Annotated in this window: 11 protein-coding genes and 1 tRNA gene; 3 read left to right on the top strand and 9 right to left on the bottom strand. The window is 56.8% G+C overall.

Annotation, left to right across the window (positions count from 1 at the left end; translation table 11 throughout):
• Positions 1 to 36: 36 nt before the first annotated feature.
• The gene (locus LIO98_RS02750) at positions 37 to 582 is read left to right on the top strand and encodes an XRE family transcriptional regulator (protein ID WP_291953111.1); all 546 of its coding nucleotides are present in this window, start codon (positions 37 to 39) and stop codon (positions 580 to 582) included.
• Positions 583 to 837: 255 nt separating this feature from the next.
• Here LIO98_RS02750 and LIO98_RS02745 read toward each other — a convergent pair whose 3' ends face one another.
• The 9 genes from LIO98_RS02745 to ppk1 form a co-directional block, all read right to left on the bottom strand.
• Positions 838 to 4,035 carry a S8 family serine peptidase gene (locus tag LIO98_RS02745; protein ID WP_291953109.1) on the bottom strand — a complete coding sequence of 1,066 codons (3,198 nt, stop codon included), beginning with the start codon at positions 4,033 to 4,035 and terminating at the stop codon, positions 838 to 840.
• Positions 4,036 to 4,244: 209 nt separating this feature from the next.
• A tRNA-Arg gene (locus LIO98_RS02740) sits at positions 4,245 to 4,321 on the bottom strand.
• Between the two features lie 145 nt (positions 4,322 to 4,466).
• Positions 4,467 to 5,459 carry a hypothetical protein gene (locus tag LIO98_RS02735; RefSeq protein ID WP_291953107.1) on the bottom strand — a complete coding sequence of 331 codons (993 nt, stop codon included), beginning with the start codon at positions 5,457 to 5,459 and terminating at the stop codon, positions 4,467 to 4,469.
• A 49-nt stretch (positions 5,460 to 5,508) separates the two neighbouring features.
• Positions 5,509 to 6,480, bottom strand: coding sequence for a hypothetical protein (locus LIO98_RS02730; protein ID WP_291953105.1), 972 nt, complete (start codon positions 6,478 to 6,480; stop codon positions 5,509 to 5,511).
• Between the two features lie 27 nt (positions 6,481 to 6,507).
• Positions 6,508 to 7,053: a tetratricopeptide repeat protein gene (locus tag LIO98_RS02725; protein ID WP_291953103.1), complete on the bottom strand. Its 546-nt coding sequence runs from the start codon at positions 7,051 to 7,053 to the stop codon at positions 6,508 to 6,510.
• Between the two features lie 48 nt (positions 7,054 to 7,101).
• Positions 7,102 to 7,725, bottom strand: coding sequence for a histidine phosphatase family protein (locus LIO98_RS02720; protein WP_291953101.1), 624 nt, complete (start codon positions 7,723 to 7,725; stop codon positions 7,102 to 7,104).
• Between the two features lie 174 nt (positions 7,726 to 7,899).
• A complete protein-coding gene (locus LIO98_RS02715) occupies positions 7,900 to 8,985 on the bottom strand; it encodes a glycerol dehydrogenase (protein ID WP_291953099.1) in 1,086 nt (361 codons plus the stop codon).
• A gap of 285 nt (positions 8,986 to 9,270) precedes the next feature.
• Entirely contained in the window at positions 9,271 to 10,164 is an 894-nt protein-coding gene (locus tag LIO98_RS02710; protein ID WP_291953097.1) for an ethanolamine ammonia-lyase reactivating factor EutA, read from the bottom strand.
• Positions 10,164 to 12,224: a polyphosphate kinase 1 gene (gene ppk1 / locus LIO98_RS02705; protein WP_291953095.1), complete on the bottom strand. Its 2,061-nt coding sequence runs from the start codon at positions 12,222 to 12,224 to the stop codon at positions 10,164 to 10,166. The genes LIO98_RS02710 and ppk1 overlap by 1 nt, the downstream gene beginning before the upstream one ends.
• 261 nt (positions 12,225 to 12,485) lie before the next feature.
• On the opposite strand from ppk1, the gene LIO98_RS02700 reads away from it, so the two are divergent.
• Positions 12,486 to 14,213, top strand: coding sequence for a PEP/pyruvate-binding domain-containing protein (locus tag LIO98_RS02700; RefSeq protein WP_291953093.1), 1,728 nt, complete (start codon positions 12,486 to 12,488; stop codon positions 14,211 to 14,213).
• Positions 14,214 to 14,217: 4 nt separating this feature from the next.
• Positions 14,218 to 15,969 carry a PEP/pyruvate-binding domain-containing protein gene (locus tag LIO98_RS02695; RefSeq protein ID WP_291953091.1) on the top strand — a complete coding sequence of 584 codons (1,752 nt, stop codon included), beginning with the start codon at positions 14,218 to 14,220 and terminating at the stop codon, positions 15,967 to 15,969.
• Positions 15,970 to 15,988: the final 19 nt, after the last annotated feature.

Here is a 15,988-nt window from a genome sequence, read left to right as displayed (position 1 = left end):
AATTAAGTAACACTGAAAAATTAGGATGTGTTTTCGTTGTCACACGAATTATTACACCAAAAAATTAAAAGTCTCCGAAAAGAAAGAAATTTACATTTAAAAGATGTCGGAAGCGGAGTCGGACTTTCGGCCAGCTATTTAAGCCAGATAGAAACGGGGAAGGTAGAGCCGACAATCTCAACATTAAGAAAGCTGGCCCAGTTTTACGGCGTATCCATCGTCTATTTCTTTGAAACAGAAATAAGCCAAGACGTCGTCGTGCGCAAAGCGGACCGCAAGCAGCTTTGGCACGATGACAAGTGTATGGTTTACGAACCGCTTCAGGGCAGCGCAAAGGATAAGATCATGCAGGCAACATATATTAAAATTTTACCTGAAATGGACACCTTCTTCTCTTCGCATCCAGGCGAAGAGTTTATGATCGTAGTGAAGGGGCTTCTGCGCTTCAAGTACGAAGATGTTACATATGATCTTTATCCAGGGGACAGTATTTACTACAACGCATCCAGACCTTTTATATTTTCCAATCCGCTGAAACAGGAGATAGAAGTCCTTACCGTATGTTCTCCTCCTGTTCCGTAAATTTCAAATTTCGTAATATGGCTGTGTAATATTTTAATAATAACAAAACGGCTTCCAAGATGTACTTGAAAGCCGTTTTTATTCTTTAAGACGTCAAAAAATATTGGAATTGGACCAATATAGAGGCTACTGAAAAAGTGAGCGCTCCTTCAAAAACGCCGCAAAATACAATGTAGCACAACCAAGAATAACACTGTATTTAGTGTGATGCTTAAGGTGCAAACTACTTTTTCAGCAGACTCATAATATACCGCCTTACTTTTTCTTTCTTACGAAAATCAACGGGACACAGGCCAGCAGCGCTGCGGCGGCGAAGCCTCCATCGCAGCCGCCACTGCCTGAGGGCCGCGGTTCCGGCGCATCATCGCGCAGATCCAGACGTTCGAAGGCGTCCTCAACGCCGCCGAAGAAATCCGTTATCGCCGCACGGTAGAGGTAATCGCCGACGACCACGGAGGCTCCGCAGTTCCTTGACGCCGTCCGCCCCGTAGGCGCTGGAAGCCATATCTTCTTGTCCATATCATAATAGGCGCCGCTGCCTATCGCGGGAGGCGTGTTCCAAGTGCCTTCAAGCAGGAGAAGAAATCCGTTATAGATGCCGCAGGCCGCGTATTTCCAGGTAAACTTACCGGACTCTGGAAGCGGGCACGGCGTTCCCGTCCAGGATCTCTCACCGTCGCAGAAGAGGGGAACCGCCGCGGCGTCACCGGCGCCGCCAGCTATCGCTATCACGCCGTTCGAGGCCGTTATCGCCGCTCCGTCAAGGTCCCTGCCGCTGAGTTCCGGCACCGCGGCCATCTTTTCGGCTTTTCCTCCGTCCGGGTCCACACGCCACAAAGTACCGCTGCTGAGAAGCAGCAGGATCGACTTTCCGTCTTTTGCCGGTGTGGCGAAAACCGCCTTATCATACCAAGTCGGCTTTTCCGTGAAGCTTTCGATTTTTACGCTCTTCCACGCGCCGTCACGATACGTCGCCGCGATGATAGCCACCCCGTCGTAGTTGCGTATTACTACGGGAGCCCCCTTGTAGATAGTGAGCGCCGCGTCAAGGCTAAAGTGTATTGGATTACCCTCTTTGTCTAAATCAGCGTATATCTCTTTTGGAAGTTGGGCAAGTTCCCGCCAGCGGTCCTCCGCGATGTCGTAACAGGCGAAGAGTGATGTCATCTTCTCTTGAGAGAAACAGCCCGCGAGGTATATCAGCCCTTTTTCCTCATCCGCGGCAAGCCGCGCTTTATGCATATAAACCGGCAAAGCGGCAAGGCTCTCCCACTGCGCAGCGGCATGTGAAAGCTCAGTGATCTTTCGCCCCCAGTCGCCATCCGCGCGTCTCACGGTGATTTCGCTCCAGCCGACGGGAGGCTCGGGGAGCGCCGCCGTGATTCTTCCGTCCTCCCATGAGAGAATTTTAAGCTGTTGTTCTGTTCCTCCGGCATTCAGCGCAAGCGTTCCGGTTTTGCCGAAAAACCAGCCCTCAAGCGTCAGCACACCGCCCGCAGCCAAGGCGGTATTTATTACCGGCGAGGGAGAGACAGCCGCCTTCTCAACATCAAACCGGCCACCGCTCAGCAATTTATCTTTCATCGACGGTATCTTCACCGCTCCGCCGATGAGCCGCGCGCGCAGCTCGGCCGGCGTCATCCCTGGATATGTCACGGCGAGCAGCGCCGCGCATCCGGCAACAGCGGGGGCCGCCATCGAGGTACCGTCCATATGGCGGTAGGGGGCGGCGGCGCCGTACGGTTTTCCCTTCGTGATCGCAATCTCCTTGATTTTTATCGTCCGCTCTTCACCCGCGGACATCTCTACGGACAACTCCACGCGTACTTCAGAGCTGTACCAAACCTGTCTCGCCGGAGTGATTATCTCCTCCCACTCTTCTTTCTCCTCGTCGGGAGCGTTTATCTGTCTGACGCTGCCAGACCAGGAGTTGCCCCCGTCGCTTGCGTTCTGGGGTATTTTATGCGTGTCCCGGTTGGTCCCGTCTTTACCGTCTGAGGAGCAGAGAGAGATATTCCACGCTCTGCCGCTGACTGAGGCCGTGCTGAGATGAAGGGCATAGCTGTCCGCGCTGACGGCACGCAGGTCGAATTCTTTATCTATCGTGATGGCAAAGGTACCGGCCCTCTGCGCCGAAATTTTCCACTCCAGATAGCCGTCATCAGTCGATATGCTCTGCGTGCCGTTCTCCGAACCTGAAAGGGTAAGCCCCTCGGCGGAGACGAAATCTCTGTAGTAGACCAGCTTATCGTCGGATATGAGCGGCTTTGCAAAGGAATTTTTCAGTATAGATTCTTCTTTTTCAGCTTTCCGGCTATATGTGCTCAGTATCCAAGCGCCGGGCGCGGCAAGGTGCACGGAGCGTTTTCCGTAGTTGGAAAATTCCGCAATCTCGTCCCATGGCGTGGAGGCCGCGACGACCACGGAATAATCGGAGGGAAAGTTAAAGGGAAACCCCATCGTCGTATCGTTGTCCGCGTGATCGTTTGCAGCAGCGACAACGTTGACAACCCCCGCCCTGCCGAGCGCCTCCATCGCCTCCGCCGCCGTCTTTGAGAGTATAGGGGCTGTCCAGGAGTTATTGGTCGCCACAAGCTTAACGCCGCTTGCCTTCAACGTCAGCAGTTTGCTATAGGCGTCTACCACAGAGGAGGAAAACCCGTCGCTGCGGCCGAAAACTTTGACGACGATTATCTTCGTGCCGCGCGCCGCCCCCGCAATCCCGATTCCGTTGTTTGAGCTGGCGGCGACAATCCCGGCGACGTGCGTACCATGTCCATCTCTGTCCATCGGGTCGTTCGTATCAAGCGCGCTGTCCCAACCATGCTTTGGGTAGCCGTATTCGCTGCCGTCCCACATATTGTCTTTCAGATCCGGATGTTCATAATCCACACCCATGTCCACAACCGCGACCGCCACCTCAGCATTGTGAGAGGCCTCCGCTCTGCCCCACGCACTCTGTATATTGACGGTAGTGGCTCCGCCGGCTGGACTTTTAATTTTATTGCTGTAAGCCCACTGTTCGGTTACCGCGGGATCATTCGGCAGTGACACCGGATATATTTTATAGTCCGGTTCGGCGTAGGTTATGCTCGGTTCTTTCTCCGCCGCCGCAAGCATCTGTGCCGTACTCATAGTCCCTGAAGAGAGCAGGGCGATCCTTTCGCCGCCCTCTGTTCCGCCTGCGGAGAGAGTTCTTCCGCCATTTTCAGCGCTCGTCTTACTTGCCGCAAAATCCCAGCTTTTTTCTATCTTCATTCCGGCGATCTCCGTCGATGAGGCTGACGACAGGGAACGTCCCTTCAAAGCACCTTGAGGCGCGGAGACAATTTTTACGAGTATACGCCCCTCCGCATATTCGCCTTTGACCACATCGGCCGACAGGCGAACCGGAACCGCTAAAAGCAGCGCCGCCAGCACGGCGGCCGTGATCTTCCATAAATTAAATTTCATCTCAGACATCCTTTCCGCCGCGCATCCCGCGCGGGGCGTCGTATATAACAGAGAAATAATATTATCACGTTTTTCCATGAAGAAGATATTGACTGCCATATATTTACATTATGTCCGACCGTCCGGCCAATTTCCAAAAATAATGAAATTGGCATAAATGACAAAACGGCTTCCAAGATGTACTTGAAAGCCGTTTCTATTCTTTTAATTGGCGGGCCCGACCGGAATTGAACCGATGACCTACTGCTTAGGAGGCAGTCGCTCTATCCAGCTGAGCTACGGGTCCGCTTGCACAAATGTTAGTCTATCACGACTTCCACGGTTGGCGCAATACTTTTTTACAAAATTTTGCGCGGCGCCGTTTCCTCTCCGCGCATAGGCAGAGGCTTATCTCTATCGTATAGAGCCGAGCCTGTCGGTATATCTGCCGCCTACAGCTTGATCTGGGCCGTCTTCTGCTTCCCGCCGTCGGAGAAGGTGATCTCCACCACCGCGTCGGCGGCGGCGCGCCCCTCAATATAGGCGTTCATCTGCTCGACTCCGACTTGGGCGGTGCTGTAGCCGTCGACCTGATAGAGCACGGCCCCGTTTTTCAGCCCCACATAGGCGGCCGCCGTCGCCGGAGTCACGTCGCGCACTAGCAGGAAGCCCTCGGGGCTGCGGGCGTCGTCCGCTACGGTGAAGCCCATCACTTTGGCGGCGGCCTTCACCGGCGCGGCCGGAGCCGGCGGCGTATACTGCGCGGTGCTGCTCTCCGAGATGTCGTACTGGGGAGCGTTTACCGTCACGGTGACGCTCTGCCTTGACGGGTCCACCGTGTAGAGTATCGTCAGCTCCTGCTGGAAGCCCGCGACTTTGAGCACGCTGGGGGTATGGGCGTCAAGAAAGGTCGCCTGTCCCTGTGCCTGCCAGTAGCTGTTGAGGTCCTGCAGGGCGTATTCGGGGCCGACCTGTGAGATTATCTGCATCACATGGCTGCTCTGCGCCGCGGCGATGTCGCGCGCCGCGTTCCTGACTTCGTTCACTTTGCGCTCATAGGCCTGCTGCCGCGCGATGGCATTCGCCTCCGCCTGTGACTGGTACTGGTTGTTCACCATCGTGCCGAGCAGCACGCCGATTCCCAGGCCGCCGCCAAACCATCCGGAGTCCCAGCAGAAGCCGCCGTGGTAATGGCGCGGCGGGGGAGGCGGCGGTCCCGGCCTCCAGCCAGGATGCGGTCCGTGCATAGGACCGGGCGGCGGACCAGGCGGCATCGGGCGCGGCATTGGCCTCACTCCAGGCCTTGGCCCTGGGGGCGGGCCAGGTCTCGGTCCGGGTCCCGGCCCCGGTCCGCCGTGGTGCTGGGGCGGCGGCCCCGGATGGTGCGCGGCGGCGGCTGTGGCGATAAGAAGTATCATCAACAGCGCCGATATCAGTTTTTTCATCTTTAAAGATCCTCTCCTTTCCATCTCTTGCCGGTTAGGTTTTTTTATTTCAACTCTCGCTGTAGGAGGCCGTAAGCTTGTGGAAGCTTTCCAGGTTTTGCGGGATGTTCCGGCGCGCGATGCCGACCAGCATGATCACCCGCGAGGCCTTGAAGACAGCCGCCTGATAGATGAGGGACTGCGGCTCGCCTTCGGTATAGGCCACCGTCACGATCGCGGGAAGGCCGTTTATCGATTCCTGCGTCTGAGATATTATCTCAAGCTTCGCCCCCCGCTCGACTTCGGCGATATGTTCCGCCGCGAAGGATTCGCGTTTTTCTGAGGGAATGTATGCTCCGGAGACGTGCGATATCACGTAGAGCGCCTGGTCCGGGTCCTGCGTCGGGATACGCCCGTCTTTCGTGTATATCAGCGAGTCCTGGCAAAATCCCGCGATACGAAAAGGGGTCTCCTCTGTTTTTACGTTCGCGAGAAGCATGCCCGAGGCCTCCTGCGGCACCGTATCATCGGAGGGCCACCAGGCGCTTTTTAAGGTATCAAGCACGGCCTGGGCCGCCGCCGCGTCTTTGGCGCTGTAGGCCCCGCTTATCATCCAGCAGGTATCGGCCCCGCGGTCTACGATGAGGACCCATTTCCCGATCACGGTTTTGCCGCTCGGCTGGAAGATTTTGAGAAGCTCCGTCGCGCTGCCGTTCCAGATAAAGGAGGAGCGTGATTTGACCTCCATGTTTTCTTTTTTGAGGCAGTCGTTCGCTATCTCTTCCAGCAGCCGCGTATAGGGCATGTGGAGCAGCACGGCGTCAAGAGAGACTTTTTTGGCGTTGTCGGCGGCGCCGGACTCCGTTTTTTTAAAGTTGTAGCCCGCGCGCGGCACGACGGCAACGGGGATCTCAAAGTAGTTTTTATGAAGCGGGCTCTTCGCGACTTCGATCACCTTCGGAGCCTCCGCGCTGAAGGCCGGAAGCGCCGTAAACCCAAGCAGCAGGAGCGCCGCCGAGAGCGCTTTGTATTTTATCCTCATCGCACTTTTCCTTTCGCGGGGCTACCGTTATTCTTCGGTCTCCGGCACGGCGTTTTTCAACGCGTCGGGAACGCCGCCTGGGAGTATCTTTTTCAGGAGTTCGTTGAAGAAACCCTTCACGGCCCCGGTCTGGATCGCTCCCTTAAGTTCGTCGGCGTATTCCTTCGCCTCTTCCGTACCGATCTCCTCGAGCGCCGTAATCTCAGACCTCGCCGCCCCGAAGTTCTTTTCTCCGATATATATTTTTCCAAGCTCATATCTTGCGGCGGCGTTCCGCGGCTCAAGAGAGATCACCCGTTCAAAGCCGCCCTTCGCCTCCGCGAGGCCGCCAAGTTTCAGCCGCGCCTCGGCAAGGTGGAAGAGTACCGACGCGTCGGGGCGCAGAGAATAGCGCGCCGCCCTCTCCAGGCAGAGCGCCGCCTGGGTATAGTCGCCGCTTTGCAGATAGGACAGCCCCTGTTCGGCGCTGCGCTTTCTCAGAGTCTCCAACACGAGCCAGGCCGTCGCGGCAAGCATCGCGACAACTATTATTATCACCAGGACCGTAGTTATACCGCCCCTATTTCTCCTCATCTTCCTGCCACCTTCTGAGTTCTGAGGACCGCAAAGGCCCCGGATATTTTACCCCGCCGCTTTGAGCAGCGGCAGCCAGTTATATTGACAGAGCCGCATACGTCCGCCTGCCGGCTCAACGACGTGTATGCCGCAGTAGTCCTGCGGGAAGAAGAACATGTCGTTGAGATCGAAACCAAAATAACGCGCCATGATGCTCCAGATCGCGGCGCCGTGCGCCACAATGAGGATGCTGCCGCCTTCATGCGCCGACTCTATCTCCTCGAAGGCGGGCACCGTGCGCCTCTGCAGCTCACGGAAGGTCTCGCCGCCGGGAGGAGCGACCTCGGCGAACTTCACGCCGCGCGCCTCATATATCTCACGGAACTGCTCCCGCACCTCGTCGTAGCCGCGTCCCTCCCACTCGCCGAGGTTCACCTCGCGCAGCGCGGGGACCGTATTTATCGGAAGGTAAGGGGCCGCGAGTTTCGCCGTCTGCTGCGCGCGTATCATATCGCTCGCGTACAGATAATCAAAGGTGATTTTACCCTTGAGGTATTCGCCAACCTCTTTCGCCGCCGCAACCCCCTGAGGGGCCAGCGGGTAGTCGGTCTGTCCGTAATATATCCGGCCGTTCATCGGCAGCTCGGGCTTCGCGTGCCTCATCAGGTATATGCGTTTTTTTTCAGCCATCATTATTTGCCCCTTCGGAACTTCGCGTCCTCTTTTATTCTTTATGTCATTCCATTTTATCATCACGTTGTGTGTTTTTTATGGCGGACGCAAAAAATCCCCGCCGCCAAATGTAAAAAATGAAAAAGACCTCCGGCGAACGCCGAAGGCCTTTAGTACGACAGACGTAAAATTTTATTTGCCCTTGTAGAAGCGTCCGAGGGCGTCCGCGCCCATGATCGCGGCGAAGACTTTGTCCGCCGTCACCTCGAAGGGCATGGAGTGGATCGTCTCGGAGGGCACGCAGGTCGCCTCCGCCACCGCCATGATCTCCTCGGGCTTCGGGTTGATGATGCCGATATCCTCAAGGCATACGGGCAGATCGACGTCGAGACAGAAGTCGATGACCTCTTCGATCTCTTCCGTCGGCGCGTCTTCGAGCACAAGCTGCACAAGCGTGCCAAAGGCGACCTTCTCGCCGTGATAGAACTGGTGGCTCGCCTCAAGTACGGTCAGGCCATTATGCACGGCGTGCGCCGCGGCGAGGCCGCCGCTTTCAAAGCCGATGCCGCTGAGGAATGTATTGGCTTCGATGATGTTTTCTACAGCTTTGGTGCAGACGTGGCGCTCAACGGCGAGCTTGGCGCGGAGGCCGTTTTCGATCAGCGTGTCGTAGCAGAGCTTCGCGAGCGAGATGGCGGCGTTTGTCGCCTTGCCGCCGGCGCAGGTGCCGGAATCGGAGGCCTTTACGGCGCGGGCCTCGAAGTAGGTCGCGAGCGCGTCGCCCATGCCGCTGACAAGCAGGCGCGCGGGCGCCGCCGCGACGACGTCGGTGTCGACGAGCACAAGGTTGGGATTCGCGGGCAGGAAGAGGTATTCCTCAAAGACGCCCTCGTCGGTGTAGATGACGGAGAGCGCGCTGCACGGCGCGTCTGTCGAGGCGATCGTCGGCACGATGACGACGGGTTTCTTCGCGTAGTAGGCGACGGCCTTCACGGTATCGAGTATCTTGCCGCCGCCGACGCCGATGACGACGTCGCAGCCGCCCATCTTCTCAATGAGGCGGTTTATCTCTTTTTTGCTGCACTCGCCGCAGAATTCTTCAAAGACCAGCGGCGTCGCGCCGAAGCTCCGCGTGATGGGCTCTTTTACCCGCTTCATACCGGAGGGGCTTACGAGTATAAAGGGCTTCGCGCCGAGTTTTTCCACATAGCCGCCCAACTTTGATAGTTCACCTTTGCCCTGTACATATTTACCGGGAGCGATAATGATGTTTGACATAAGAATCATCCTTCCTCTAGTTGCCGTCTTTATTTGTTTATTTGTATGGGAGAGGAGGCGCTGCCTCTCGTCCCTTCGTCCCACTTCTCATATCGATTATATATTATCGATATCAACAGGTCATATTTAAATCTTTCGTACCGATTGTGTCAATATTCACTTTTATATGGCGCTATACCATTATCGCGATAGCGTGTCGCTAAAATCACCGTATGTATGGTGAAGGGGAGAGAAGGCAAAAAAATACCGGGAAGCGGCCGCCTCCCGGTGTGACGTCAGGCTGTCTTATGAGGACCTTTTCGCGTGGAGCATGGCGATGATCCCGTCCACCAGCCCTACCTGCGGCACGATGATCGTCGGCGCGCAGCAGAGTTTGCTGACGAGGAGAAATATTTTCAGCGCGGGGATGATGACGTCGGCGCGGTAGGGGTTGAGCTTGAAGTTGTTGATCCTCTCTTCAAAGGTCATCTTCTTCAGCGTGTCGTAGAGCATCCTGAGCTCTACGGCGCTTATGGGCTCGCCGACCCGTTTGTTGAGCAGCTTCTGCGCCTTATTTATGTTGCCGCCCGAGCCGATGATGCGCAGGCCACGGTATTTTTCCCCGATTTTTTTCAGCTCTTTTTTAAAGAGCTCTTTGTCCTCCTCTTCGACCGCGTCTTTCAGGATACGCACCGTCCCGAGCCGGAAGGAGCGAGATTCAGCGACGCGGCCGCCGGCGTAAATGACGACCTCCGTACTGCCGCCGCCGACGTCGACGTGGAGGGAATCTTTCCAATTTTCACTGCCGGCGGAAGAGACGCCAGCAGCGTATATTATCTCAGCCTCTTCCAGACCTGATATTACCTCGACCTGGATACCGCTTTTTTCCCTGATCTCATCAAGGATCTCGTCGCCGTTTTTAGCCTCGCGCATCGAGCTAGTGGCGCAGGCGTGGTATTCGCTCACGCCGAAGGTCTTCATCAGGTGGGAGAAGCCCTGCATCGCCTCACAGAGCAGCATTCTCCGGCGCGCGCTTATCTCGCCCCCGGTGAAGACGTCCTCCCCAAGGCGCACCGGCACGCGAAGAAAGGCGACTTTACGGCATTTTTTCGTGTCGCTGGATTCCTCTATGCTGCAGATCAGAAAACGGACGGCGTTGCTGCCAATGTCCAGCGCCGCGATCGTGTTCATATCTCTCATTATTCTTCATTCCTCTTTTCAGCGGCCTTTTTGTAGAATTCATGGAGCACCAGCTGCGAACGGCACCGCTTTCCCTCGCCGCCGGCAACGTATTCGTTGGCCCCGAATACCGCCATATCCCGGGCCTTGACGTTGTCGTTCCACTGCATTTCGAATACTTTTTTCAGCTGCCTGCGGATGGCGGGATCATATATCGGCGTGCTGACCTCAATACGGCGGTTAAGATTGCGCGTCATCCAGTCGGCGCTGAGGATGAATATTTTTTCCTCGCCGCCGCCGCAGAAGATGGCCATCCGCGCGTGCTCGAGGTATATGTCAATGATGCTTATCACACTGATGTTTTCACTGAGCCCCTCGACTCCTGGCTGGAGACAGCAGGCGCCCCTCACGATAAGGCTTATTTTAACTCCGGCACGGCTTGCCTTGTACAGCAGATTTATCATCTCGGGATCGGTAAGGCTGTTGAATTTCGCCTTGATATAGGCCTTCTTGCCCTTCTTGGCATGTTTGATCTCCTCTTCCACAAGCGCCTCGAAACGCGCGCGCATGTTATATGGCGCAACGAGAAGATCACGGCAGGTGAGCGGCTGGTGCGCGGTGATGGAGTCAAAGACGGAACGCGTCTCACAGACGGTCTCGCGGCGGCAGGTGAGCAGGCCGAAGTCGGAGTAGATCTTCGCCGTCGATTCGTTGAAGTTTCCGGTACCGATATAGGCGTAGCCCTTGAGGCCGGCACGTTCGCGGCGCTCGACGAGGATCAGCTTGCAGTGTACCTTGAGCCCCGCCACGCCGTCGATAACACGTACGCCGGCACGCTGGAGAATATCGGCGTATTCAATGTTCTGCCCCTCGTCGAAGCGCGCGAGGAACTCCATGATGACGGTGACGCTCTTACCGTTCTTGGCCGCTCCTATGAGGGCGTTGATCACCTTTGAATGTTCCGCCGTCCGGTAGAGGGTGATAAATATACTCTCCACCTTGGGATCGATCGCCGCCTCACGCAGGAAGTCTATCACATGGTTGAACGTGTGGTATGGGAAATGGAGCATCACGTCGCGTTTCGCCACGACCTTCAGGATACTGGAGAAGGGGGCGATCGCCGGATTGCGCATCGGCGCGGGCAGCTTCTCTTCGAGGCGCTGACAGACGCGCGGGAACTTCATCAGGTCGCGCTTGAGGTGGTAGCGCCCCCCCGGGTCGAGCGAGGGCCCCGCCTTCAGCGATAGTTTGGAGACAATCAGCGAGAGCAGATCTTCCGGCATCTCCCTGTCATAGATGAGTCGCACCGGTTTACCGCGGTATCTGTTCTCAATGCCCTCCTCCATCTTCTCCATCAGGCTCTTGGAGATATCGCCGTCCATCTCGATCTGCGCGTCGCGCACGATACGGAAGGTGTGGGCGCTGACCGTCTCGCAGCTGAACATGAAAAATATCTCCCGCAGACAGAGGCGGATAATGTCGTCGAGAAAGATTATGTCCCGGCGGCCCTCCGCAGACGGCAGTTCGACGAAACGCGGGCAGGCGCTGCTGACGGGAATTTGGATAAAGGCGTAACGCACGTTCTTGGCTTTGGCCCCCGTCATTTTGACACCGAGATAGATATCGCCGTCGCTGATGAAGGGGAGCTTCATCGCCTTGCGGATCAGCAGCGGCACGATACGCTCGCTGACGACGGAGGCGTAATAGTCGACGCAGAATCGCTCCTGTTCCTCCGTAAGCTGCCGTTCGTTAACCACGTTTATCCCGATCGCCGCCATCTCGGAGAGGATGCCGTAATAGATCTCGTCAAATTTTTCCTGCGATTCGGACATACGCGCGTAGAGCTGCGGCAGCACCTCCGCCGCAGCGCGCGCCTTCGCGGCCTGCGCCCCCTTGAGCCCCTTCATGCGGCTCAGGCGGATCAGCTTCGCGACGCACACCTTTAAAAATTCATCCTGATTGTTTGAAAAAATGCCGAGAAACCTTAACCGCTGCATCAGCGGCACACTCTTATCCTGCGCCTCCTGCATCACGCGGTCGTTGAATACCAGCCAGCTCAGTTCCCGGTTATTCATAATCATCGTTAAATCATCCTCCGTTTGGAGCCTCTTACTTGGCACATCTTATCACCATTATTATCTTAAACCCCGCCGCAAAGTGCATAGTAAAAAAAACGTTAAAATATCGTTACATCTGTGTAACTTACGCAATTTTGCGCAGAAAATACAATTCATCATATTAAATTTCTGCTTTGAAGAGACGAAAGTATAGTCTATAATAATTAGTTATAATGACAGAATTTTTAGTCATCGAATCGGATGGAACCTGTTAGGAGGGACGTTATGAATTACGGTGATTTTTATAGGAGCTTCGACCCTGTCCCCTTTTATGAGGAGCGCGGATGGCTCATCGGCGACGGACGCATCGGAGGGAAGTCGAAGGGACTCTCCTTCGCGCACCATATCCTTGAGAAGAACGGTCTGCTGGACGACGTGCATCTGCCAAAATATTCCTTCGTCATAACTACTTCGGTCTTCGACGAATTCATGGAGTACAACAACCTCTGGGAGCGGCTGATGAATCTGCGCGCGCACTCGGACGCCCCCGAGCTCTACAAAATCTGCGCGGCGGCCCACCTGCCGCCGTCGCTCGATGAACCGCTTGAAAGGATACTGGATCTGATCGAGGACCCCATCTCCGTACGCTCCTCCTCGACGCTTGAGGACGACGTCAACCTCTCCTTCGCGGGAAAGTACGCGACGCGCTTCTCCTCCAACGCCGGAACGCGCGAGGAACGCCGCGCGGAGCTCGAAAGCGCGATAAAGACCGTCTACGCCTCCACCTACAACCCTGCGGCGCGCGAATATAAGCGCAAACACGGCATACAGTGGGGTGGAGAGCGCATGGCCGTGTTGATCCAGCCCATCGAGGGCCGCAGGTACGGGAACATGTTTTACCCGGAGCTCGCGGGCGCGGCCTTCTCAAAGGTCTTCCGCCGCCCCTCGCCCCGCATCAGGAAAGAGGACGGCGTCGTGAGGATCTGCTTCGGTCTCGGCACCCGCACCGTCGACAGGGCCTACGCGAGGACCTTTTATCTCACAAACCCCAACCTCCGCCCAGAGGGGACGAAACCCCATGAGATCGTGACGCATTCACAGGAGCACTACGACTACGTCGATATCGAGCACCGCAAGTTCACCTCGCAGCACATCGCCATCACCATCAAGGATATCCTGAAAAAACACAAGATGGCGCCCACCTACCTGCAGTGGTTCGACGACAACGCCTTCCACTGGATACACACCGATCCGAGCAACATGAACGCGCCGCGCCCGGTATTCACCTTCTCCGAGCTGCCAAGCCGCTGCCCGAAGCTCTTCACGCGGCTCAAGATGCTCCTTTCGCTCTTTGAAAAGGAGCTTCAGCTCCCCGTGGACATGGAGTTCGCCTACGAAGTCAGCAACGACCGCTTCACCCTGGTGCAACTGCGGCCGCTCTCCGTCTACGACGACAAGGGGCGCGTGGAAATTCCCGATACGCCGCGGGAAAAGACCATCCTGCGCGGCGACCGCATGGTCGCCAACGGCAGACTGGAGGGCGCCAGGCATATCGTCTTCGTCGACCCCGATATCTACGGCAAGCAGGCGGACTTCGCCGACGTCGCGCGCGCCGTGGGAGAGATAAACGACCGGCTCGACGGCGAGCGCTACATTCTCGTCGGACCCGGACGCTGGGGCAGCTCTAATCCGCTGCTCGGCGTGCCGGTGCGCTACAACGAGCTGTCAAACTCCGGTTGTCTCGTGGAGCTGGGCATACCGCAAAAGGGGATGGCTCCCGAGCTCTCCTACGGGACGCACTTCTTCCTCGACCTGGACGGGGACAACATCCTCTATCTGCCGGTATTTGACGGCGAAAAGAATAACATATATAACAGAGAATGGTTCGAGAGTCATCCGTGGCAGACGATATCCCATCCCGCCGTAAGACACTACGAGGGATGCTTTGACGTGCTGCTTGACGGAGATTCGGAGACCGGAGTCGTTATCGACAAAACCCCGGAAGGCAAGTGATAATATGACCTCTGCAGACCGAGCAAGAGAACTCTACTTTGAATGGCAGCCGCATGACGACCCTGAGTTCGCACCGCTGATCTGCGGGCGCGGCACTATTGGGGGAAAGGGACGTTCGCTGCTCTTCGCGCTGCGGCAGCTGCGCGACAGCGGCGACGAACAGATGAGCAGGACGAAGGTGCCGCGGTCAATCTACCTAAGCATCGAGATATTCCATCAGTTCCTCGAGCGGGTACCTCACCTCGACACGCTGCTCGCGAACAACGACCCACAGGAGATCGAGCGGGTATTTCTTGAAACGCCGCTGCCGCGGGAGGCCGGCATGTACATCCGCACCTTCCTCGCGGATATGCGCGACCCCGTCGTCATCCGCAGCTCCAGCCGGCTGGAGGACGACGTAAAACACTCCTTCGCCGGAAAATACCTGACAAACTTCCTCAGCAACAACTGCGGCAGCCTTGAGGAGCGGTCCGTCGCCGTGGAAAACGAGGTACGGCGCATCTATTCGCGCACCTTCTTCCCGGCCGCGGCCGATTACCGTGAGCGCCACCACCTCGGAGGCGACGACATGGGGATCATCATCATCCGCATGGCGGGACGCTGGCGAGGGCGCTACTACTATCCGACGATGGCCGGCGTCGGATATTCGCAGAACTTCCGCCGCTGGACGACGCGCGTGAAGCAGGACGACGGCCTCGTGCGCATGGTCTTCGGCATGGGCACCATGAGCACCAAGCGCGGTTACGCGTGCACCGTCTCGCTGACCAACCCGATACTTCGTCCCGAGGGTTTCTCGCCGGAGAAGATCTCGGCGATCGCCCAGGAGTCCTTCCATGTCATTGACGAGGAACACCCGAACCAGATAACGACGTTAGACATCAAAAAAGAGTGGAAGCAGCTGCTCACCTACCACCCCGACTTCGCCGCTTACGCGCAGATCTACCGCTGCGACGACGGCGAGGGCTGTTTCTTCCAGATCATGAAAAACATGGCCTCCCTCTCGCCGGGGACAAAGGTCTGCTTCACCTTCGACAGCTTTCCACGCATCTACCCCGATTTTTATAAGCGCGTCAAAAAGACGCTGAAGCTGCTTGAGAACAAGATGGGCGTCCCGGCCGACATTGAATTCGCCTTCGAGCCGACCGAGGACTCCTTCTGCCTCATCCAGTCGCGCCCCTTCTGGTCGAACAACCACCTTGAAGGGGGTATTCCCGAACTCTCACCGAAGCAGATCCTGCTTCAGGCCGACCGCATGGTGACCCACGGCGCGATCCCACAGATAACCAAGATCGTCTACATCGATTTTAACCGCTACTACGCGCAGCGTGACTTTTACGGGACGGCGCGGCTCATCGGCGAGCTTAACAAAGCCTCCGACGGCGAGCCCTATATCCTCGTCGCCCCGGGACGCATCGGCTCCAGCAACCCGGAGCTCGGCGTCCCCGTGCAGTACAGCGAACTGACGAACTGCCGCGGCATGGTGGAGCTCGGCATCCCGCGTCTCGGCTTCATGCCGGAGCTCTCCTACGGTACACACTTCTTCTCCGACCTAGAGGTTGACGGCGTCCTCTACATGCCCGTCTTCGCGGGAGAGGACCGCAACATCTTCAACGCCGACTGGTTCGAGAGCAAAAAATGGGAGCCATGGTGTGATAACCCTGCGATACGCGTCTACCGCGGCAGCTTCGCCGCCTACATGGACGGCGAGACCAACCGCGGCGTGATCGTCGACAAGGACATGAAAAAAACAGACTGACGCGCCGGCTGACAGTAAA

The organism is Cloacibacillus sp. (genome assembly GCF_020860125.1).
Lineage (GTDB): Bacteria > Synergistota > Synergistia > Synergistales > Synergistaceae > Cloacibacillus.
This window is presented reverse-complemented; position numbering and strand designations above follow the sequence as displayed.